Annotated in this window: 22 protein-coding genes and 1 tRNA gene; 16 read left to right on the top strand and 7 right to left on the bottom strand. The window is 62.9% G+C overall.

Features of this window, described 5'->3' with window-relative positions:
- The first annotated feature begins 26 nt into the window (after positions 1-26).
- The 3 genes from AC0CMF_RS05830 to AC0CMF_RS05820 all read left to right on the top strand — a co-directional run bounded on the left by AC0CMF_RS05830 (position 27) and on the right by AC0CMF_RS05820 (position 2,622).
- On the top strand, positions 27-689 hold the full coding sequence (locus tag AC0CMF_RS05830; protein ID WP_374629277.1) for a glutathione S-transferase family protein: 663 nt from the start codon (positions 27-29) through the stop codon (positions 687-689).
- Positions 690-753: 64 nt separating this feature from the next.
- Positions 754-1,188 carry a GlcG/HbpS family heme-binding protein gene (locus AC0CMF_RS05825; RefSeq protein ID WP_050474718.1) on the top strand — a complete coding sequence of 145 codons (435 nt, stop codon included), beginning with the start codon at positions 754-756 and terminating at the stop codon, positions 1,186-1,188.
- A gap of 15 nt (positions 1,189-1,203) precedes the next feature.
- Positions 1,204-2,622: an aldehyde dehydrogenase gene (locus tag AC0CMF_RS05820; RefSeq protein ID WP_374629275.1), complete on the top strand. Its 1,419-nt coding sequence runs from the start codon at positions 1,204-1,206 to the stop codon at positions 2,620-2,622.
- A gap of 180 nt (positions 2,623-2,802) precedes the next feature.
- On the opposite strand, the gene AC0CMF_RS05815 is transcribed toward AC0CMF_RS05820, so the two are convergent.
- The 3 genes from AC0CMF_RS05815 to lipB all read right to left on the bottom strand — a co-directional run bounded on the left by AC0CMF_RS05815 (position 2,803) and on the right by lipB (position 6,648).
- Positions 2,803-3,447, bottom strand: a complete 645-nt coding sequence (locus AC0CMF_RS05815) for a hypothetical protein (protein ID WP_374629273.1) — start codon at positions 3,445-3,447, stop codon at positions 2,803-2,805.
- Between the two features lie 300 nt (positions 3,448-3,747).
- Positions 3,748-5,763, bottom strand: coding sequence for a bifunctional metallophosphatase/5'-nucleotidase (locus AC0CMF_RS05810; RefSeq protein WP_374629272.1), 2,016 nt, complete (start codon positions 5,761-5,763; stop codon positions 3,748-3,750).
- Between the two features lie 156 nt (positions 5,764-5,919).
- Complete coding sequence (lipB, locus tag AC0CMF_RS05805) at positions 5,920-6,648, bottom strand: lipoyl(octanoyl) transferase LipB (protein WP_374629271.1); 729 nt, start codon at positions 6,646-6,648, stop codon at positions 5,920-5,922.
- Between the two features lie 143 nt (positions 6,649-6,791).
- On the opposite strand from lipB, the gene AC0CMF_RS05800 reads away from it, so the two are divergent.
- The gene (locus AC0CMF_RS05800) at positions 6,792-7,058 is read left to right on the top strand and encodes a FliM/FliN family flagellar motor switch protein (RefSeq protein WP_050474723.1); all 267 of its coding nucleotides are present in this window, start codon (positions 6,792-6,794) and stop codon (positions 7,056-7,058) included.
- On the opposite strand, the gene AC0CMF_RS05795 is transcribed toward AC0CMF_RS05800, so the two are convergent.
- A complete protein-coding gene (locus AC0CMF_RS05795) occupies positions 6,997-7,272 on the bottom strand; it encodes a pentapeptide repeat-containing protein (protein ID WP_374629269.1) in 276 nt (91 codons plus the stop codon). The two genes, AC0CMF_RS05800 and AC0CMF_RS05795, sit on opposite strands and share 62 nt — an antisense overlap.
- 89 nt (positions 7,273-7,361) lie before the next feature.
- Here AC0CMF_RS05795 and AC0CMF_RS05790 point away from each other — a divergent pair.
- From AC0CMF_RS05790 to AC0CMF_RS05750, 9 genes are all read left to right on the top strand, one after another.
- Positions 7,362-7,446: transfer RNA gene (locus AC0CMF_RS05790), tRNA-Leu, on the top strand.
- A 191-nt stretch (positions 7,447-7,637) separates the two neighbouring features.
- Complete coding sequence (locus AC0CMF_RS05785) at positions 7,638-7,955, top strand: YARHG domain-containing protein (protein ID WP_050474725.1); 318 nt, start codon at positions 7,638-7,640, stop codon at positions 7,953-7,955.
- A gap of 231 nt (positions 7,956-8,186) precedes the next feature.
- On the top strand, positions 8,187-9,602 hold the full coding sequence (mgtE, locus tag AC0CMF_RS05780; protein WP_374629335.1) for a magnesium transporter: 1,416 nt from the start codon (positions 8,187-8,189) through the stop codon (positions 9,600-9,602).
- A gap of 91 nt (positions 9,603-9,693) precedes the next feature.
- A complete protein-coding gene (locus tag AC0CMF_RS05775) occupies positions 9,694-10,092 on the top strand; it encodes a MerR family transcriptional regulator (RefSeq protein ID WP_094462906.1) in 399 nt (132 codons plus the stop codon).
- 26 nt (positions 10,093-10,118) lie between these two features.
- The gene (locus tag AC0CMF_RS05770; RefSeq protein WP_374629268.1) at positions 10,119-10,565 is read left to right on the top strand and encodes a PaaI family thioesterase; all 447 of its coding nucleotides are present in this window, start codon (positions 10,119-10,121) and stop codon (positions 10,563-10,565) included.
- Positions 10,566-10,590: 25 nt separating this feature from the next.
- Complete coding sequence (locus AC0CMF_RS05765) at positions 10,591-11,040, top strand: GNAT family N-acetyltransferase (RefSeq protein WP_050474729.1); 450 nt, start codon at positions 10,591-10,593, stop codon at positions 11,038-11,040.
- Between the two features lie 36 nt (positions 11,041-11,076).
- On the top strand, positions 11,077-12,249 hold the full coding sequence (locus AC0CMF_RS05760; RefSeq protein WP_374629266.1) for an isovaleryl-CoA dehydrogenase: 1,173 nt from the start codon (positions 11,077-11,079) through the stop codon (positions 12,247-12,249).
- Between the two features lie 161 nt (positions 12,250-12,410).
- On the top strand, positions 12,411-13,661 hold the full coding sequence (locus AC0CMF_RS05755; RefSeq protein ID WP_152967597.1) for a GGDEF domain-containing protein: 1,251 nt from the start codon (positions 12,411-12,413) through the stop codon (positions 13,659-13,661).
- 149 nt (positions 13,662-13,810) lie between these two features.
- Positions 13,811-14,425 carry an ATP-dependent Clp protease proteolytic subunit gene (locus AC0CMF_RS05750; RefSeq protein WP_174235459.1) on the top strand — a complete coding sequence of 205 codons (615 nt, stop codon included), beginning with the start codon at positions 13,811-13,813 and terminating at the stop codon, positions 14,423-14,425.
- A 70-nt stretch (positions 14,426-14,495) separates the two neighbouring features.
- Here AC0CMF_RS05750 and AC0CMF_RS05745 read toward each other — a convergent pair whose 3' ends face one another.
- Positions 14,496-14,903, bottom strand: coding sequence for a globin domain-containing protein (locus tag AC0CMF_RS05745; protein WP_122519852.1), 408 nt, complete (start codon positions 14,901-14,903; stop codon positions 14,496-14,498).
- A 190-nt stretch (positions 14,904-15,093) separates the two neighbouring features.
- On the opposite strand from AC0CMF_RS05745, the gene AC0CMF_RS05740 reads away from it, so the two are divergent.
- Together AC0CMF_RS05740 and AC0CMF_RS05735 are read left to right on the top strand one after the other, a co-directional pair.
- Positions 15,094-15,972, top strand: coding sequence for a YdcF family protein (locus tag AC0CMF_RS05740; RefSeq protein ID WP_348769915.1), 879 nt, complete (start codon positions 15,094-15,096; stop codon positions 15,970-15,972).
- A 96-nt stretch (positions 15,973-16,068) separates the two neighbouring features.
- The gene (locus AC0CMF_RS05735) at positions 16,069-17,313 is read left to right on the top strand and encodes an adenylate/guanylate cyclase domain-containing protein (protein WP_374629265.1); all 1,245 of its coding nucleotides are present in this window, start codon (positions 16,069-16,071) and stop codon (positions 17,311-17,313) included.
- On the opposite strand, the gene AC0CMF_RS05730 is transcribed toward AC0CMF_RS05735, so the two are convergent.
- Positions 17,196-17,954, bottom strand: a complete 759-nt coding sequence (locus AC0CMF_RS05730) for a DUF599 domain-containing protein (protein ID WP_123194047.1) — start codon at positions 17,952-17,954, stop codon at positions 17,196-17,198. The two genes, AC0CMF_RS05735 and AC0CMF_RS05730, sit on opposite strands and share 118 nt — an antisense overlap.
- 263 nt (positions 17,955-18,217) lie before the next feature.
- Between AC0CMF_RS05730 and AC0CMF_RS05725 the strand changes: the two genes are divergently transcribed.
- Positions 18,218-18,352, top strand: a complete 135-nt coding sequence (locus AC0CMF_RS05725) for a hypothetical protein (protein ID WP_256387621.1) — start codon at positions 18,218-18,220, stop codon at positions 18,350-18,352.
- A gap of 89 nt (positions 18,353-18,441) precedes the next feature.
- Here AC0CMF_RS05725 and AC0CMF_RS05720 read toward each other — a convergent pair whose 3' ends face one another.
- Positions 18,442-19,395 (bottom strand): NAD-dependent epimerase/dehydratase family protein, encoded by a 954-nt coding sequence (locus tag AC0CMF_RS05720; RefSeq protein ID WP_472481197.1) that lies wholly within the window; start codon positions 19,393-19,395, stop codon positions 18,442-18,444.
- Positions 19,396-19,421: the final 26 nt, after the last annotated feature.

Here is a 19,421-nt window from a genome sequence, read left to right as displayed (position 1 = left end):
GCCCCTGAGGAGGAGGAGCAACAAGCATGATCACGCTCTATGGCGATGTGAGCCGGACCCGCGCCAACCGATGCAGCTGGATGCTGGCGGAACTGGGCCTTGCCCACGAGCGCCAGCCTTTCGCCTTCCGGCCCGGCCAGCCGAAGCCGCCCGAGTTTCTGGCCCTCAACCCGAACGGCAAATGCCCCACGCTGACCGACGGCGGCTTCACGTTGTTCGAATCCCTCGCCATCAATCTCTATCTGGCCAAGAAGCATGGCGGCCCGCTTGCCCCCCGCAGCCTTGAAGAAGATGCGCTGATGACCCAGTGGTCGTTCTGGGTGGTGACGGAGATCGAAAAGCCGCAGCTGCTGGCCGCAGCCCTGCGCGTCCTGTTTGATCCGCACGAGCCGGATGGCGAGGAACTGGAACTGGCGCTCGCCAAGCTTGCCCAGCCCTGGACGGCCCTTGACGGCTATCTTCAGGACCGGGAGTTCCTGGTTGGAGAGCGGTTCACGGCGGCGGATCTGAATGTGGCTGCCGTGATGCACATGGTGCCCGTTGCCGGTATCGATATTTCACGATGGCCATCCATGGCGCGCTGGCTGGAGGCATGCCTTGCCCGTCCGGCTGCTGCCGATTGCCTGAACGTCAATTTCAAGGTGCCCCGGCCAGCCTCCCAACGGGACATTCTGGCCATGTTCCTGTGACGAACCTGGCAGTGGCTTACCGTGCCGCTGCCGCCTTTATTCTCCTCAAAGACAAGGAAGACACATGCTCAGGCTTTCACAAGCGGATGCCATCATCGCCGCAGCTCTGACCGAAGCGCGGGCGCGGAACCTTGCGCCACTGGCCGTCGCCGTTCTGGATGCGGGCGGACATCTTGTCGCCTACAAGCGCGAGGATGGTGCCGGTATCGTCCGGTTCGAGATCGCCTTCGGCAAGGCCTGGGGCTCTCTCGGAATGGGCTTCGGCTCCAGGGAGCTGACGGAAAGGGCGAGCGGAAACCCGGTTTTCTTCTCGGCTCTTGTCCCCGTCAGCGGCGGGCGGATGGTGCCTTCGCCCGGCGGGGTTCTCATCCTGAATGCCGAAGGAGAGGTCATCGGGGCTGCCGGTATTTCCGGCGATCTTGGCCCGAATGACGAACTTTGTGCCGTTGCCGGCATCGAGGCCGCCGGGCTGCGGGCGGCGCCCGGCGCGGTTGTGTGAAACGAGGAGGACGAAATGGACCAGATCACCCGCAATGGGTCATTCGACAGGCTGAACCCGGTCACAGGCGCTGTGGCCAGCACCTGCGAGGCAATGGATGTGGCAGCTGCCTGTGCGATTGCCGAAAAGGCGCAGGCCGCCTTTCCGGCCTGGTCGGTGACAGGGCCCGGCGAGCGCCGCCGTCTCCTCCTGAAGGCCGCTGATGCGCTGGCCGGGAAGATGGACGATTTCGTGCGTCTCATGGCGGCGGAAACCGGTGCGACGGCCAGCTGGGCCGGCTTCAACGTCACGCTGGCGGCCAATATGATCCGGGAAGCTGCATCCCTGACGACGCAGGTGGGCGGCGAGGTCATCCCGTCCGACAAGCCGGGCTGCTTTGCCTTTTCCGAGCGCCAGCCCAAGGGCGTGTGCCTCGGCATTGCGCCCTGGAATGCCCCGGTCATTCTGGGCGTTCGTGCCATTGCCACGGCGCTCGCCTGCGGCAATACGGTGATCCTCAAGGCATCCGAGCGCTGCCCGGCGACCCATGCGCTGATTGCGGACGCTTTCGGTTCGGCCGGTTTCCCGGAAGGGGTGGTCAATGCCGTCACCAATGCGCCGGAGGATGCGGCGGAGATCGTCAACGGCCTCATCGATCATCCGGCGGTGCGCCACATCAACTTCACCGGCTCGACCGGCGTCGGCAAGCTGATCGCTGTGCGGGCTGCCACCCAGCTCAAGCCGGTTCTGCTGGAACTGGGCGGCAAGGCGCCGCTGATCGTGCTGGATGATGCCGATCTGGATGCGGCCGTTGCTGCTGCTGCCTTTGGTGCCTTCTTCAATCAGGGCCAGATCTGCATGTCGACGGAGCGCATCATCGTCGTGGATGCGGTGGCGGATGCCTTCGCTGAAAAGTTCCGCGCCAAGGCTGCCACGCTTACGGCGGGCAATCCGGCGGAGGGCAAGAACCCGCTCGGCGCCGTCATTGGCCTTGAAACGGTGGAAAAGCTCCAGAGCCTTGTTGAGGACGCCGTGTCCAAGGGGGCCCGTCAGCTCACCGGAACTCCGGCGGATGGAGTGCTGGTTCCGGCAACCGTAATCGCGGATGTCACGAAAGACATGCGTCTTTACAGCGAGGAAAGCTTCGGCCCCGTTGTCGCGCTGATCCGTGCCCGTGATGAGGAGCATGCCATCGAGCTTGCCAACGATTCGGAATACGGGCTGTCGGCTTCCGTCTTCACCGGGGATGCCGCACGCGGCCTGCGGGTGGCGCGGCGCATTCAGTCGGGCATCTGTCATATCAACGGCCCGACCGTGCATGACGAGGCACAGATGCCCTTCGGCGGCGTCAAGGCCTCCGGCTATGGCCGCTTCGGCGGCAAGGTAGGGCTCGACGAGTTCACCGACCTGCGCTGGCTGACGATGGAAACCCTGCCGGGCCGCTATCCGATCTGAAGCTCTCCAAGGGGCAGGGTCTCACAGGCCTGGCCTGTTCTTGTGTGTCCAGAGGGATAAGCGGAGCAGGCCGGCCCATGATGACCTTCAGGGGACCGGGAATCCCGGAGCCTTGGTCAAGCCCGTGCGGCGCGTGAGCAATTTCAAGGCGTGATGCGTCAGCATCGAAAGCCCTGGACCTTACGCGTCTCCGACGCTCTGTTCGCGGATTGCGCGGGCTTTCTTGGCGATGGCGGTGAGGTTGTCTTCGTCCTCGTCGCCTTTGGCTGCACGGCTGGCGCGGGGCTGCCTCACCTCGATGAAGCCGTTGTCCTCCTGTTCCGCCATGGAACGGGCGGAGCGGGGCAGGCCGAAGCGGTCACGCAGCTGCGTGATGATTTCTGCTGTGCCGCTGCCGGTTTCGAAGCTGCGGTAGGTGAGGGGAACGCGCTGGCCCGCAATGATCATCACCGGACGCTGCCAGACCTTGCGGGACATGAAATTGTGCAAGGGGCCGGCCTTCTCGGCCACGACATTTTCCAGGCTGGACAGCTCGTACCGGCCACTGCCCAGCAGCCGGCCCGAGGGAGTGCGGTGTTCCAGCAGCAGCTTGTTGCCATGGGTATCGAAGATCACCCGGGTGCGGGCTGTCTGGAGGTGCAGCCGCAGAATGATGGAGCCGGAAATCAGACTGGCGAGAGCCGCCGGCCAGATGCTGTTGGCCATCAGGCTTCCCACGACACAGGCAGCCGCTCCGAACCCGATGATAACCATGGCGACGCGCGTCTGGGTCCGGTCATCATGGATGTATTCGGTACGCGTGGGGCTTGGTGACACCAGGTCCATGAGCGGCAAAGATCTCCGTAAAGAGGTCGCAGGCAGCGTAAATTTGTGCCCGCCCCCAAAGGTCCGGAACAAGATTCAGCAGACCCTTGCTATATATGCTGATGAACCTTGCGGCAGGCTTGCGCCGCAGCCCGGATTTCCGGTGTTTTGCACAAGGGCATGCTTTGTCCGGTGCAGGCCCGAAGGGCCGGGCGCGAGGGCATCATGCCCTGAGAGCGATGAGGCGCCGCAGGTGCTGTCCGGGGGGCTCCCGGACAGCTTGTTGGAATGCGGGGCTTGAGCATTTCAAGGCCCGATGCGTCAGCCGATGGCAAGCCGCCCGTCAAGGCGGGCGCCGGTTTCCGCTGAAATGACCTTCAGATCACGGATATGGGCAATGATCTCGTTGCGGTAGACGAGGCCCGTATGGTCGTAATCGAGCTTGCGCAGATCCATGCTGGGAATATCGCCGGGAACGCCGCCGGAGACCGGCTTGCCATTCCAGGCTTCCCCAAAGGCTCCGAGCGAGACATAGGTGTTGAATGCCACCTTGTATGTCTTGTCGAGCACCTCCCCGATGGGTGTGCCGGCGATCGTGACATCCACGGCCTTGGCCTGCGCGGCCGAGGCCCCAAGGTCAACCCGGTAGCGCAGGGCGCTGGAGAAATGCAGAAGACCGCGGGACACGAACTGGGTGAGGTCCAGCGTGCCTGCCGCCAGTTCCTCTGGCCGGACGAAGCGCTTGGCATTGTTGTCCAGCATCTCGAGGATCTGCGCACCCGTCATGGTGGCCACATGCACATTGTCGGCATAGGGCATGACATCATACCAGGCCTTGAACGTCAGCGGCCCCTGGCTGATGCCGGTCTGCAGGCCGGTGGCATTGAAGAGAGCAATGTCGATCTGGCCTCCCGGGAACGTCGAGGAGCGCTGGACCAGAGCGTCATTCATGAAATTGGCGATGGCCACTTCACGGATATAGCGGTCTGCGAGGGTGCGCTCGGTCGAGACGAGTTCATCGCTGGCAACCTGACCGATCTCCTCGGCCAGTTTGGAATCGAGGGCCTTCAGCAGCGGTGCAATGGTTTCTGCCTCAAAGGCTGCGTCATAGTCCCCCTCATGCTCCAGAGCGGCATAGGACGGCTCATCCGCCTTGACCCGGTCGTCGCGGTTCTTGACCGGATGCAGGCTGACGGATGAGAACCAGGCCTTGCGGCCGTTCTCGGCCGCGATGGACATGCTGATGTCGCCCAGGAACTTGCCGTTGGCTTCGGCCTGCGCAATGAGAACGCCCTCGACAACATTGTCCGTGTCGATGCCGCCGCTGTTGAGCATTGTGTGTGAGTGGCCGCCCAGCAGTACAATCGGCTTGCTGGTCAGAGGACCGGCCGCAGCCGCAATGTCCAGGTCGCCTTCGCCGATCATGCGTGCCGCACCGGCCTTGCCCGAGCGGTGCGAGCCTGAGCCAAAGCCGCAGTGAGACAGGATCACCACGACGTCACAGACTTCGGCGACAGCAGGCAGCACGTTGCGGATGGCCTCCACCGGGCTTGCGACGGCAAGGCTGGGGTCGGAGGGCTGGCCAACGCGGGTGTCCACGGCGGTGGTCAGGCCGATGAAGCCGACGCGCAGGCCCTTGGCCTCGGCAATGGCGGCGCAGACATAGTCCTCATCGCGGGCGAGGAAGGCCGAGCCATGCACATTGGCCGAGAGCACTGGGAAGGCGGCATCGCGCTTCAGCCCCATGCGCAGCAGCTCCGCGCCACGGTCAAACTCGTGGTTGCCAAGAACGGCGATGTCGAGGCCGGCGGCGGAATAGGCGCGGTATGCCGGATCGGTGACGAAGTCTTCCGGGGACCAGCCGACAAGTTCATCAAACACCGAGCCGGTGTGATCATCGCCAACGGATACGAAGAACACAGCTTCCGAGTCGCCGGCTGCGGCGCGGGTCTCGCGAACCATCTTGACCATCTGGGACAGGCGGTGGGTGTCGCCCTTCTTGCTGTGCTGGTCGGTCAGGTGGTTGTGCATGTCGTTGAAATGCATCAGGCGCAGCACACGGCGTTCGCCCGGAGCGAGCGATGGGGCAGGCACCGGATTGCCGGCTTCCGTGACGATGGCGCGGACAGGACCGGCCAAGGGATCGCCCTTGAGCAGGAACAGGCGCTCGAATGCGCCCTGAGGGTTCGGAGTCGCCGGGCTCATCAGCAGTTCGCCGGGACCCGCAGCGGCATTGGCGCGGAAGACGATCATCGTGGACAGTGCGGCAAGGCCTGCCGCGGCCGTTGTCGACTTGAGGAAGTCACGGCGGCTCATGTTTTGTTCAGTCGTAGACATGAGATCTACTCTCCTGGGTAGTACTCGCGAAATAGCGGGCCGCGAAGAGCTATGATCTATGATTGAACTTAATGTGACAGGTTTGCTGAAGTTCTGGGTTGCTAATATATTTTTCTAATTAAATAAATATCGCATCTCTGTGGTCGATTTATTTGGTTAGACGGCTTTCAACTCGCCGGATGCGCTGGCTGAAGCGCCAAACAGCTTTTCGAATTCCTGCCGCAGGACAATATCGACCTCGGGAAGCGTCACCGGCAGGCCCAGATCGACAAGGCTGGTCACGCCGTGCTGTGCCACGCCGCAAGGCACGATGCCGGAAAAATGCTCCAGATCCGGGTCGACGTTCAGGCTGATGCCGTGGAAGGTGACCCACTTGCGCACGCGGATGCCGATGGCCGCGATCTTGTCCTCCACCTCAGGCCCCTTGTCCGGGCGGCGCACCCACACGCCCACCCGGTCTTCCCGCCGCTCGCCGCGCACATGATGCTGCCAGAGCGAACCGATGACCCAGGCTTCCAGCGCCGCCACGAAGGCGCGGATGTCCTGCCGCCGGCGCTTCAGATCCAGCATCACATAGGCGATGCGCTGGCCCGGCCCGTGGTAGGTATATTGCCCGCCGCGCCCGGCGTCATAGACGGGGAACCGGTCCGGCATCAGCAGGTCCTCGCGTCTTGCGCTGGTGCCGGCCGTATAAAGGGGAGGGTGCTCCAGCAGCCAGACGCATTCATCCGCCTCGCCCGCCGCAATCGCCTCGACGCGCCTTTCCATGAAGGCCATGGCCTCTTCATAGGGGACGGGCTCGTCAGAGATCCGCCACTCCACTGCCGGGCTGCCGGGCAGGGGATGAAAATCGGGGACGAGTTCGGAACGGCCGGTGATCTGCATGGGGTCAGGCTGCATTGGCGGTGGCTTTGCGCCCTGTGGTCAGGCTAAACTGAGGGAAAGGCAAGATGCCGGAGGAGCCTGAACAGGTCCACGGCGTCAGGATTGCAGACTTGTACAGGCGGAAGGCCGGACGGAAAAGCAAAATGGCCACATTTGATGACATTACCGTCGACATTTCCGTGGTGCTGGGCACAACACAGATGCCGGTGCACCAGCTGCTGCGCATGGGGCGCGGCGCGGTGATCGATCTGGATGTCGCCGAAGAGGATGACGTCAGCATCTATGCCAATAACACGCTGGTGGCCAAGGGGCAGGTGGTGCTTCTGGGGGAGCGGATCGGCATTTCCATCACCGAGGTCCTGATGCGTCCGCCCGAAGCCCGGCCCATGCGCACCGACGGGCCCCTATAAGACTGGCCCCTATAAGACTGGCGCCTATAAGACTGGTCCCTGTAAGATCGGCCCCTCTAAGATTGGTACTTGTAAAGCGCCCTTGTGAGGCGGGCCCGTCACCGGGGCCGTTTCTGTTTGCCGGGTCTTTGGATCTGTCCGTGAAATCCCTTGAGTTTCCGGGGCTTGGGTAAAAAGTTACCCACAGGCCCGCGGCATTTTCGGGGAGTTTCAAAATAAAGCGGAGAAGCCCCTTGCGCCCCAGAATCCGATTTGCTACATGGGGCGCCTCGACGCTGATTGCGCCGGGGAAATGAAGAAATCGCGGTCGTGGCGGAATTGGTAGACGCGCAGCGTTGAGGTCGCTGTGGGGCAACCCGTGGAAGTTCGAGTCTTCTCGACCGCACCATTTCTTCAAGAAGACGCTGCAAGCATTTGCCGCTCTTCAACAAAAGGCTGACAGCCGCCGGTGGGAAACCTCGGCGGCTTTATGCTTTTCCGGCTGGTGCAACGGTCCCTCCTTGTCTTTGGCTGCCGCCGCACCCTTGCCATAAAAACTGTGTGTCTGGACGGGTAACCGGGCAACAGGGGAGGTTCTCCATGCGGCGCATAGGCTTTGCCATCCTGATCGTGGCGCTTGGCGGCATGCTGGCCGGATTTGTTTCGGCCGAGCAGCGGCGCAACATGCAGAAGTCCCCCGAGGAGCTGGAACGCCTTGCCTGCGATCAGCTCTGGTATCTGCGCGAGAAGATCCGGGCCGATGGCGGCATCTGTCCGCGCGGCGAGCGCGAGCAGCGCGCCTTTTTCCGCAACAGGAGATGTCTGTCGCCGGATGAGGGGATTCTGCCCTCTCAGGTGCGCGATTATCTGGCCGCGGTCCGTCAGGTGGAAGCCCTGAAGGGCTGTCAGCCGGGATGAGTCTGCCGCCTGCGAAGCCGTGATGGTGCGGTGCCGCAACCGGCATGTGAAAACTCGTGCCGGGAGGCCGGAAGCGTCCGGTTTTCAATAGCCAAAGCAGCATAAGACAGCTAGGTGTGAGGCGCGGGCCGCTGCCTCCGGCCCACTGGGTGCGCATGACAGGAGGGAGCCATGACTGACGCCGGCAAAAACGACGCAGGACCTGACCTTGCCCCTGTTGCCCCGCACCCGATGACGCCGGGCGAGGGGCCAGAAACACCTCAGCCGGCGGAAGCCGGAATCCCCATTCATGGTGAAGATGGCTGGCTGAACGAGGCCTTCATCCGGGCTGTTGCCGAAGCTGTTGCGGCGCAGGATGAGGGTGCGGTGCGAACGCTTGCCGGGGATCTGCACGAAGCAGACGTGGGCGAACTCATCGATGCTCTGCCCGAGGCCGAGCGCCCTGTCTTCGTCCGCCTCATGGGCGATCTCTTCGACTATGCCGCCCTGACGGAAATGGACGAGGCGGTGCGCGTCCGCCTGCTGGAAGAGCTGCCTGCTGCCGACATCGCCGAAGGTCTTGGCGAGCTTGATTCGGACGACGCGGTCTACATTCTGGAAGACCTTGATGCGGAAGATCAGGCGGCGATCCTTGATGAGCTGCCGCTGTCCGAACGTGTCCAGCTGGAACGCGCCCTTGATTACCCGGAAGACAGCGCCGGCCGGCGCATGCAGTCCGATTTCATTGCCGTGCCGCCGTTCTGGACGGTGGGGCAGACCATCGACTATCTGCGCGAGGACAAGGATCTCCCGGACACGTTCTACGAAATCTATGTGGTCGATCCCGGCTTCCGGCTGGCCGGTGCCGTGTCGCTGGACAGGATCCTGCGCACACAGCGCGCTGCAAAGATCTCCGATATTTTCGAGGAAGATCTCAAGCGCGTGCGCGCCACGGATGATCAGGAGGAGGTGGCCCGCCTCTTCGAGCGCTACAATCTGGTCTCCGCCGCTGTGGTGGACGAAAGCGGCCGGCTGGTCGGCGTGCTCACGGTCGATGACATCGTGGACGTCATCCAGGAAGAAGCCGAAGAGGACATGCGCGCCCTTGGCGGTGTGGGTGATGAAGAGATTTCGGATACGGTGATTACCATCGCCCGCTCGCGCATTGTCTGGCTGATCGTCAATCTGGGCACGGCGCTTCTGGCGGCCAGCGTGATCTCCCTGTTTGAAGATACCATCGAGGCCATGGTGGCGCTGGCGGTGCTCATGCCCATCGTTGCCTCCATGGGCGGCAATGCGGCCACGCAGACCATGACGGTTGCCGTGCGCGCGCTGGCCACCCAGGAACTGGACACCCGCAACATCTGGCGCGTGCTGCGCCGTGAGGTGATGGTGAGCGTCCTCAATGGCATGGCGCTGGCGGCCCTGATGGGGGCCACCGCAGCCATCTGGTTCGAGATGCCCGGCCTTGGCGTCGTCATCGCGGCCGCCATCATGGTCAATCTGGTCTGTGCGGGGCTGGGCGGCCTGCTGATCCCGGTCACGCTCGACAAGCTGAAGGCAGATCCTGCCATCGCCTCCAGCGTGTTCGTCACGATGGTGACGGATGTGATCGGTTTCTTCGCCTTCCTCGGCATTGCTGCGCTCTGGTTCCGCCTGCCACTTTGATTTATTTTAACTAACTGAAAAATATAGATATAAATCATCTGATTGACTTTAACGTAAAAGTCTATGAAGCTGGCCGCAGGATGGAGGCTTCATGGAACCGCGGCTCTATACGATCACCCAGCTGACGCAGGAATTCGGGATCACCACTCGGACCTTGCGCTTTTATGAGGCGCAGGGGCTGATCACGCCGCAGCGGCGCGGCCGCCAGCGGCTCTACAAGCCTGCGGACCGGACGCGGCTGAAGCTGATCCTGCGCGGCAAGCGCCTCGGCTTCTCGCTGACCGAGATCAGCGAGATCATCGGCATGTATGGCAAGGCGCCGGGGGAGGCGGGGCAGCTGCAGCTGCTCATGCGCAAGATCGCCGAACGGCGCGCCGAACTCGAAGAAAAGCGCAATGACATCGAGCTGACGCTGGCCGAACTCGCCGACGTCGAGCGCGGCTGTCTGGCGCGGCTGGATGAACTGGGTGTGCCGCGGGAAAACGGCTGAGGCGCTGCACCGGGGAGGAGGGAACCATGACAGCATTCGAGCCGCGTGATCCGAACTGGGAGGAGAGGGTCCGCAGAAGCTTCGCCCGCCAGCCCTTCATGGGCCATCTGGGGGCAAGCCTCAGCCATCTGGCCCCCGGCGAGGTGGACATCGAGATGCCGCACCGGGCCGAACTGACCCAGCAGCACGGCTTCTTCCACGCCGGTTCCACCACGTCGATTGCCGACAGCGCTGCCGGCTATGCCGCCCTGTCGCTCTATCCGGCCGGCACCGGCGTGCTCAGCACAGAATTCAAGATCAACCTGCTCAACCCCGGCAAGGGCGAGAAGCTGGTGGCGCGCGGCCGTGTCATCAAGCCGGGCCGCACGCTGACCATCTGCCGCTCGGATGTCTATGGCGTGACCGGGGACAGGGAAATCCACGTGGTCACCGGCCTGTTCTCGATGATCTGCCTTGAGGGCGTCGAGGACTGAAGATCTGCAAGGCAAGTGAGGACCCATGACGCAAGCAGCCATCACCATCCGCCCGCTTCAGCCGCAGGACCATGCCGAGTGGGCGGCGCTGTGGAAGGCCTATCTCGTCTTCTACGAAACCGAAAAGCCCCAGTCGCAATATGATCTCAACTGGTCGCGGCTGATGACCCCGGATGAAGATCCGCATGGGCTCTGCGCAGTCGATGAGACCGGCCGGCTGGTCGGCATCGTCCACTACATCTTTCACCGCTCCTGCTGGACCGAAGGCCCTTACTGCTACCTGCAGGATCTTTATGCCGACCCGTCCGTGCGCGGGCGCGGCGTGGGCCGGGCGCTGATCGAGGCGGTCTATGCCGCGGCCGATGCGAAGGGCGCGCCTTACGTCTATTGGCTGACGCAGGAATTCAACGCCACGGCGCGCCAGCTCTACGACCGTGTCGGCAAGGTTACCCCTTTCATCAAATACACCCGCTGAACGGCCGGGAGGGCCGGGCGACTGGAGGAAAAGCCCATGATCCGCAATGACTTTCCGTCATTCAACTTCAACCTCGGCGAAACGGCTGACATGCTGCGCGACAGCGTGCGCTCCTATTCGCAGGACCGCATCGCGCCGCTGGCCGCCCGCATCGACCGGGACGACTGGTTCCCGCGTGAACTGTGGCCCGAGATGGGGGAGCTCGGCCTGCACGGCATCACGGTGGAAGAGAACTGGGGCGGGGCAGGGCTTGGCTATCTGGAGCACTGCATCGCCATGGAAGAGGTGAGCCGGGCCTCCGGCTCGATTGGCCTCTCCTACGGCGCCCATTCCAATCTCTGCGTCAACCAGCTGCGCCGCTGGGGCAATGAGGATCAGAAGAAGCGCTATCTCGGCAAGCTGATCAGCGGCGAGCATGTGGGCGCGTTGGCCATGTCCGAACCGGGCGCCGGTTCGGATGTGGTGTCGATGAAGCTCAGGGCCGACAAGAAGGGTGACCGCTATGTACTGAACGGCACCAAGATGTGGATCACCAACGGTCCCTGCGCCGACACGCTGATCGTCTATGCCAAGACCGATCCGGCAGCAGGGTCACGCGGCATCACGGCTTTCCTGATCGAGAAGGGCTTCAAGGGCTTCTCCGTGGCCCAGAAGCTGGACAAGCTGGGCATGCGCGGCTCGGAGACCGGCGAACTCGTTTTCGAGGATTGCGAGGTGCCGGAGGAAAACGTGCTGGCCGAGGTTGGCAAGGGCGTCAATGTGCTCATGTCCGGCCTTGATTATGAGCGCGCCGTGCTGGCGGCAGGCTGCATCGGGCTGATGCAGGCGGCGATGGATGTGGTCATTCCTTACGTCCACGAGCGCCAGCAGTTTGGCGCGCCCATCGGCACCTTCCAGCTGGTGCAGGGCAAGGTGGCGGACATGTATGTGACCATGAACGCCACCAAGGCCTATGTCTATGCGGTGGCGCAGGCCTGCGACCGGGGCGAGACCACGCGGGAAGACGCTGCAGGCGCCATCCTCTATGCCGCCGAAAACGCGACGAAGGTGGCGCTGGATGCGATCCAGCTTCTGGGCGGCAACGGCTATATCAACGACTATCCGACAGGCCGGTTGCTGCGCGACGCCAAGCTCTACGAGATCGGGGCAGGCACCAGCGAAATCCGCCGCATGCTGATCGGCCGCGAGATCTTCAACAAGACCGCCTGAGCGGTTGAGACCGGGGCGCCCGCATTTGGGAATATTCAGAAAGCGGGCGCCCGGTCTTGAAACACCGTGTGATGAAAAAACCTCAAGCGACTGAACTGATTTAACTTCCCGCTAAATCCTGTCAGCCTAACGTGGCTTCGGGGAAGGTGCAGGGGATTGGTTTGACCATTGATACTCCATCAATGCTGGCTGTGTTCGCCTGCCTTTTTTTAGCCGGCGGGCTTCAGCTCTTCCGCCAATGGCGGCTTGAGCGAGAGCACGCCGGCATTCTGCTCTGGTCCGTCAGCCTGCTTGTGCGGGTGCCCGGCTTTGTCTTGCTGGCCTCGCGTGAAAGCCTCACGGGGCTCTGGGTGCTGCATCTGGGCCATTCCCTTCTCTGTCTGGGGGCAGGTCTTGGTTACGCTGCGACCCGCCATTTTTCGGGCCGCCACACTTCTCTGCTGGCCATGCTCACCCCGATCATCCTGTGGAACGGGCTCTGCATCGTCCCGGGTTTCCTCGAAAACACCACGCTGCGCCTGACGTCCCTGTCTTTCATTCTCATGTTCGTGTCCGCCGTCACGGCCTTCGAGTTCCAGCGTGCACTGCTTCTGTCAAAGCCGGTGCGGCTGGTCTTCGCGATTCTTTTCGCTGGTGCCTCGCTGATGCACGCCTCCCGCATGGTGCTCCTGATCAGCGCGCCGGAGACCACGGAGTATTTCTCCAGCCTTGGCGCACAGGGCAGTGTCCTGCAGTTTCTGGTGGCGATCCTCCTGTCCTCCGCTGCCATTCTGGCCAGCGCAATGCTCTTCCGCGACGGGCAATTGCAGAATTTGCGGCGTGAGGCGGAGGAGGACGTTCTCACCGGCCTGTTGAACCGGGGGGCATTCCGCAGTGCTGCCGCGGTTGCCCTTGAGACGGCCCGCCGGGATGGCACGCCTGTCTGCATGATCCTGTGCGACCTCGATCACTTCAAGGCCGTCAACGACCGTTTCGGCCATGCAGGCGGAGATTCGGTGTTGCAGGCCTTCAGCCAGCTGATGCGGGACCGTCTGGGGCCGCACGGGCTGACCGGCCGGATCGGCGGCGAGGAATTTGCCTGCCTGCTGACGGGGGATGCCGCACTTGCAGCATATGGCCTGGCCGAAGGGCTTCGCGTGCATACGCGCGTTCTGTCCATGCTTGGCGGCAACCCCGATTTCAGGATCACCGTCTCCGCCGGAATAGGCATCATGCCGGTGACCGCCGCCGATGTGGATGGGCTGCTGCAGCGCGCGGACTGGGCGCTTTATGCCGCAAAACGCAAGGGGCGCGATTGTGTCGAGGTGGAGGGCCTGCACGGCAAAGATGCTGCAGGCGGCAAGGGCGCCGCGCCGTCCCCAGCCATCGCCGCGGCCGGTGCCGGTGACTATGCGCCAGGCGCGCAATCCTGAAGACGGCCGCTGTTGTTGCCCAGTTGATAACCCTTGTGTGTCTAAATGCGTGTCTTCATTGCGGGGCGGCAGCGCTTCGCTTAAGTATGGGCCTATGAGAACCCGTGCCGGCCTTGCCGGCGCACCGTGACAATGGAGCTTTCCTGCGCATGAGCAATTATATGAATCCGGTGCCGGCCCGCCTCGATGACGACGAGGACGAGAAGACCAAGACGCCGCAGTCGGTTCAGGTCGACAAGCATCTGTTCGATGCGCGCACCGTCCTCATCACCGGGCCGATCACCCAGGAACTGGCCCGTGACGTCTGCGCACGCCTGCTGGCTCTGGCTCAGGTTTCCGGCGACCCGATCACGGTGATCGTCTCTTCGCCCGGCGGCCACGTCGAATCCGGCGACATGATCCACGACACCATCCGCTTCATCCGTCCGCAGGTGCGTATCCTCGGCATGGGCTGGGTGGCAAGCGCTGGCGCGCTGATCTACGTGTCGGTGCCGAAAGAGCGCCGCTACTGCACCAAGAACACCCGTTTCCTGCTGCATCAACCGTCCGGCGGTGCCGGCGGCATGGCGACCGACATCGAGATCCAGGCCCGCGAAATCATCAAGATGCGCGACCGCCTGAACCAGATCTTTGCCGATGCCACCGGCCAGCCGATCGAGCGCATCGAAAAGGACACCGACCGCGACTACTGGATGAGCCCGGAAGAGGGCATCGCCTATGGCCTCGTCGGCAAGGTCGTCAGCAGCGCTGATGAAGTGAAGTAATCTGGCTTATGCCCCTGACATGCGAAAGCCGCCGGTTCTACCGGCGGCTTTTTGCATTGCGGACAAAAGGTCAGAAGGATCGCGCCTGAAACTGCGGCCTCTCCTGCGCACGCGCTGGATGCGGCTGGCGCACGGCATGATGGCGGATCTGTTCCAGCGCGGCATGCACCTGCGGCCGCAATCCGGCCGTTTGCGGGCGCAGCGTCAGCTCCCGCGTGAACAGGTCCCTTACCTCATCGAAGGCCGCATGGGACGTGCAGAGGCAGGAAAAGGACAGATGAATGGCCGGACCTTCATAGAATGGCGAGCCGCCGAAGAGAAAGGTCAGGAACTCGGTCAGATCTTCGCTGGCCTGCGCAGTCTGCTGTGGCGTGAACATGCCGCTGATGCCTGACTGGCTCCCGCTGCGTGCGTTCACGACCTGCCGCACCGCGCGCTCGATGACGGAACGTCCGCCCAGTTCGATATAAAGTGTCATGTCTCTGCCCCTTGCTGAAATGCCCTGTCTCCAGCCGGGTGTCAGAGTGCGTCAGGTGGCTTCACGGGCCTGTGATCTGGGTCACGGCTTGCAGCAATCCATCGAAATTGTAAGAAATGACAGGCTGAGACGCGCCGGGGCCGGGGATCACCCCTCGTCTTGAGGTTTTTGCCATGCAGCGGCCGGTGTGATGCGCTACAAGCGGCGCGGGGCGGTCAACAGGAGCGAGGCGGACGCGGACATGGAACTGGCTGAGAACGTATTTTTCTATCTTTCCAAGATTGCCTTCTTCTTCATGCGTCCGTCGAATTTCATCCTGCTCGTTTTCGGCGCCGGTTTTCTCTGCCTGCTCGTCTCCCGCCTGCGCAAGTTCGGGATTTTTCTCAGCGGAACCGGCATCCTCCTCTATGTTCTGGTTGGCCTTTCGCCCTTCGGCAACATGATCACCGTTCCGCTGGAGGACAGATTTCCCGCACCTGAAACGTTGCCGGACGAGGTGAGCGCCATCATCGTTCTGGGCGGTGCCCTCGACACGACGGTTTCCAGCTCCCGGCCTTATCCGGGCATCACCATGGCGGCGGAACGGCTCACTGTGGTGCCGGAACTGGCGCGGCGCTATCCGCAGGCGAAGGTCGTCCATTCGGGCGGGGAGGGCCTGCTCTTTGCCAGTGCCACCACCGAGGCCGTTGCGGCGGAGCGTGTGTTTGAAGGCTTCGGCATCGATCCGGAACGGATCGTGATGGAAGACCGTTCGCGCAACACCTGGCAGAACGCGGTGGAAACGCGCGCTCTGCTGTCGCCGCAGCCGGGCGAAAAATTCCTGCTGGTGACGTCAGCCTATCACATGCCGCGCGCCATGGGCGTGTTCCGGCAGGCGGGCTGGGAAGGTGTCATCGCCTATCCGGTCGACTGGCGCACCCGTGGCCCGCAGGATATCTGGCGCCCGTTCGGGTCCTCGTCCGAAGGGTTCCTGCGGGTGGATATCGCCGTCAAGGAATGGGTTGGCCTCGCCGTCTACTGGATGAGCGGGCGCAGTTCGTCCCTGTTCCCCTCGCCTGAGGATCTGTAGAGCCGGTGTGAACGCACTGGTAAAGCACAAGCCATCTTCCCAACGCGGCCCCGGGCTCCTATCTTCAAGACTTGATAGCCGGATACGGAGACTCCGATGTCTTTCGAGGCGCCGCTTGCTGCGGCTGACATCATTCAGTGGCTTTATGGCGAAGCGGTCGAGGTGCAGGACAGCCAGGAGCTGGTCCGCCATCTGGGCCAGCGCCTGCAGGAAGCGCGCATTCCGGTCGACAGGATCAGCACCGGCATTGCATTGCTGCATCCCAATGTGCGGGCGGAGAGCGCCCTGTGGACCAGTGACGGCCAAACGGAGCTGCGCCGCTACATGGAAGCGCCGGATCTGCAGGCATCCTATGACCGCAGCCCGCTGAAGGTTGTCTATGTGGAAGGCCGTTCCGTCCGTATCCGGGTCACGCCGGAGCCGGAAGAGGGCGAATACGGCATTCTTCCCGAGCTGCGGGACGGGGGCTTCAAGGACTACATCGCCATGCCGCTGCCCTTCTCGGACGGCACCAACAAAGCCCTTACGCTGGCAACGCGTTCTGAAGCCGGGTTTACGCCCGCCCATCTTGCCGTGTTTGAGTCCATCGCCCGGCCGCTGGGGCTGATCTGCGAGCTCAACACCCTGCGCCGCACGGCGTCAACGCTGCTCGACACCTATGTCGGGCCGCGCGCAGGATCCCGGGTGCTGCAGGGCAGTATCAAGCGCGGCGGCGGCGAACTGATCTCCGCCGTGATCAGCTTCGCCGATCTGCGCGGCTTCACGACCCTTTCCAACCGGCTGCCGGGCGAAAAGCTGATCGAACTGCTCAACACCTATTTTGGCGCGATGGCATCTGCCGTCGAGGCGCAAGGGGGTGAAGTGCTGAAGTTCATCGGTGACGAGGTGATGGCGATCTTCCCCTATGAGTCCGCGGATGAGGCGCAGGAGGCCTCACGGCGTGCTGTCTTTGCGGCACAGGAAGCCGTGATGCGCATTGCCGAAGTGAACCACAACTGCTGCGCCGAAAATCCGGAAATCAAGGTGGGCATCGCACTGCATGCCGGTGATGTGTTCTTCGGCAATGTGGGCAGCGAAACGCGGCTGGATTTCACTGTCGTCGGCCCGGCCGTCAATCTCGCCTCGCGCATTGCCGGCCTTGCCAAGGCTCTCGACCGGGAAATCCTCGCCTCGGAGGCGGTTGCCGGAATGCTGGGGTGCCAGAGCGGAAAGGTCGGCACCTATTACGTGAAGGGATTCGACGAGCCGGTGTCGGTCTTTTCTCCGCCGTTGGGCGGTTCGCCCTGTGCCAGCCCTTGCAGCGATGCCATGACGGCCGTGCGGGCATTCGACGCGAACTGACGGCGCAGCAGCACCGCGACAACGGACAGGGTGGTGATGATCAGGCCCCACGGGCCTGCCAGCCAGCCGAGAAAGCCGATGGAGAAAAACAGGGCCCGCTGACCCCGGTTGAAATGCCGTCCTGCCAGCGCATTCAACCGGGCGGCCTTGTAGGAGGTATTCAGGATTACGTCCTTGTCGCCCGTGACCGCGTCCGGCACCGACCCCATGACGATGCTGGAGTAGTTGAAAAGTCTGTAGGCCCAGCCGAACTTGAAGAAGGCATAGGCGAAGATCAGCATCAGGCCGATCACCTTGATTTCCCAGACGGTGCGATTGTATTCGATCGGCACCGAGAGATCGCCTGCGACCTGCAGGATACGCTCCGTGCCATTCAGCAGAGTGAAGGAGCCGCCGATCGCCAGAAGGGCGGTGGAGGCAAAGAAGCTGGTACCCTGCTGCAGCCCGGTCAGGATCGCCGTGTCCATGATCCGCACCTGCCGCAGTGCCATGGTCCGCATCCAGGCGAAGCGGTACTCTTCCATCATTTTGGACAAGGTGCGTTCCCGCAAGGGGGACAGTTCCACAAGGATGTTGAAGCTGAGCCAGGTGGCCAGAAAAATGCCAAGGGCGATGAGATCCATTGTGGACAGCGCTGCCATGAAATTTTCCTAAAAGTTTCCGGAACCTTGCCAAAACCTTACCGGAATCAGACAGCGGTCCGGATTATCCAGAACTATCAGATGCATGAGCGGGCGGTGCAAGTCCATGGCCCGTCACGGAAATTCCCAGGAATGCATAGCCGGCACAGCAGCTATGGCGATTTTGCGCTTGCGAAGGCGTTAGCCCTTCATTAAATATCATGCCGCAAAGACGCCATATTTGAGGCAAGTGCTTTATGGCGTTCCCACAGACAAGGGTTTTCATGGACGAAAACGTACAGAAGTCCTGCTGGGGCGTCACCGCGTGGACGGTGATCGTTCTCGGGGGCATGCTGGCTTTGGTCATGCTGTTCGCTGATGCAGAAACTGCCAAGACGGCGGTCGCAATCGCGGGATAACAGCCCCAGATGTCCAGGAAGAAGGCGCGGCTCAACACCGCGCCTTTTTTCATGGGTACTCTTTCATGAGCACTCCATGTGCCTTGCATTCAGCCGGTGGCCGGCCCGGACGTCTCCCGCCTTGGCAGCGGGGAGGGCAGGGGACCTGCCGCAATGCCGACGAGGCTTTCAAGGCTGGTGCGTTTCGGCGCCCAGCCCAGCATCTTGACCGCTCTTGCGGGGGAGACGGTCTGCGAGCGGCCATAGCCTGCCTGCCAGTCGAGCCGCGGGTCCTCCGGGGTCCCGCTCAGCGCCTCAAGCGTGACCGGTGCTCCGCAGGCTTCGCCCACCAGTCCGGCAATCTCGCCAACCCGGGCCGAGCCGATGCCAGCACCGAACAGGCTGAGGCGGAACTGGGTTGAATCGAGTGCCAGCAGGTAGAGCTCCGCCAGATCATCCGCATCCACAAGCGGCCAGAGCGTGTCTTCCGTTGCCTTCGTGCGGAAGGGCTCTGAGCTGCAGGCCGCCGCAGCCATCTCCGCCAGGGGCCCGGCATCCGGGCCGCAGACGAGAGCGGGATGAATGACGGCGACACCCATGCGCTGCACGTTCTGCAGGGACCGGATGATCTCGGCGGAATGACCGAAGGCGGGCAGCGGTTCAAAGGCGGTGCTTTCGCTCAGCACCGCTTCACCGGAGGGCGGAAAAAGCCAGATTCCACCCGTGTAGACCAGCCGCGGCGGTGCTGCGGCCTGCAGGCAGGCCTGCCGCATGACGGCAGCAAAGTGCCGCTCCGCAGCCGCAGGGCCGCCAGCCGCGTGAATGATTCCCTTGCAGGACAAGGCGCTGTGGATCCACGTTTCCGGTTCTTCAAGATCACCCGGCACGGGAATGGCGCCGAGGCTGTCGATTTCTTCCGCGCTGGCGCTGGAACGCGCAAGTGCCGCAACACGTCTCCCGTCCTGGCGGAGACGCCGCAGGATCGCGCTGCCGATGAGGCCGGTCGCACCGGTAAGGAACACATCCATGTGAACCAGTGAAGCTGCTTCGCCGGGGGATGGCAAGCCTGTTCATCCTGCCTGTGCAAAAG

It is taken from the genome of Pannonibacter sp. CBAS1226, from assembly GCF_055685825.1.
Note: the sequence above shows the minus strand (reverse complement) of the source record. Positions and strands in the feature narration are given on the sequence as shown.

Coding starts and splice junctions, on each gene's coding strand:
- AC0CMF_RS05770 (WP_374629268.1), top strand. CDS start 10,119: ATGACAGCATTCGAGCCGCGTGATCCGAACTGGGAGGAGAGGGTCCGC.
- AC0CMF_RS05760 (WP_374629266.1), top strand. CDS start 11,077: ATGATCCGCAATGACTTTCCGTCATTCAACTTCAACCTCGGCGAAACG.
- AC0CMF_RS05785 (WP_050474725.1), top strand. CDS start 7,638: ATGCGGCGCATAGGCTTTGCCATCCTGATCGTGGCGCTTGGCGGCATG.
- AC0CMF_RS05815 (WP_374629273.1), bottom strand. CDS start 3,447: ATGGACCTGGTGTCACCAAGCCCCACGCGTACCGAATACATCCATGAT.
- AC0CMF_RS05800 (WP_050474723.1), top strand. CDS start 6,792: ATGGCCACATTTGATGACATTACCGTCGACATTTCCGTGGTGCTGGGC.
- AC0CMF_RS05825 (WP_050474718.1), top strand. CDS start 754: ATGCTCAGGCTTTCACAAGCGGATGCCATCATCGCCGCAGCTCTGACC.
- AC0CMF_RS05725 (WP_256387621.1), top strand. CDS start 18,218: ATGGACGAAAACGTACAGAAGTCCTGCTGGGGCGTCACCGCGTGGACG.
- AC0CMF_RS05830 (WP_374629277.1), top strand. CDS start 27: ATGATCACGCTCTATGGCGATGTGAGCCGGACCCGCGCCAACCGATGC.
- AC0CMF_RS05745 (WP_122519852.1), bottom strand. CDS start 14,903: ATGACACTTTATATCGAACTGGGCGGACGTTCCGTCATCGAGCGCGCG.
- mgtE (WP_374629335.1), top strand. CDS start 8,187: ATGACGCCGGGCGAGGGGCCAGAAACACCTCAGCCGGCGGAAGCCGGA.
- AC0CMF_RS05730 (WP_123194047.1), bottom strand. CDS start 17,954: ATGGCAGCGCTGTCCACAATGGATCTCATCGCCCTTGGCATTTTTCTG.
- AC0CMF_RS05810 (WP_374629272.1), bottom strand. CDS start 5,763: ATGTCTACGACTGAACAAAACATGAGCCGCCGTGACTTCCTCAAGTCG.
- AC0CMF_RS05735 (WP_374629265.1), top strand. CDS start 16,069: ATGTCTTTCGAGGCGCCGCTTGCTGCGGCTGACATCATTCAGTGGCTT.
- AC0CMF_RS05820 (WP_374629275.1), top strand. CDS start 1,204: ATGGACCAGATCACCCGCAATGGGTCATTCGACAGGCTGAACCCGGTC.
- AC0CMF_RS05740 (WP_348769915.1), top strand. CDS start 15,094: ATGCGCTACAAGCGGCGCGGGGCGGTCAACAGGAGCGAGGCGGACGCG.
- lipB (WP_374629271.1), bottom strand. CDS start 6,648: ATGCAGATCACCGGCCGTTCCGAACTCGTCCCCGATTTTCATCCCCTG.
- AC0CMF_RS05765 (WP_050474729.1), top strand. CDS start 10,591: ATGACGCAAGCAGCCATCACCATCCGCCCGCTTCAGCCGCAGGACCAT.
- AC0CMF_RS05775 (WP_094462906.1), top strand. CDS start 9,694: ATGGAACCGCGGCTCTATACGATCACCCAGCTGACGCAGGAATTCGGG.
- AC0CMF_RS05750 (WP_174235459.1), top strand. CDS start 13,811: ATGAGCAATTATATGAATCCGGTGCCGGCCCGCCTCGATGACGACGAG.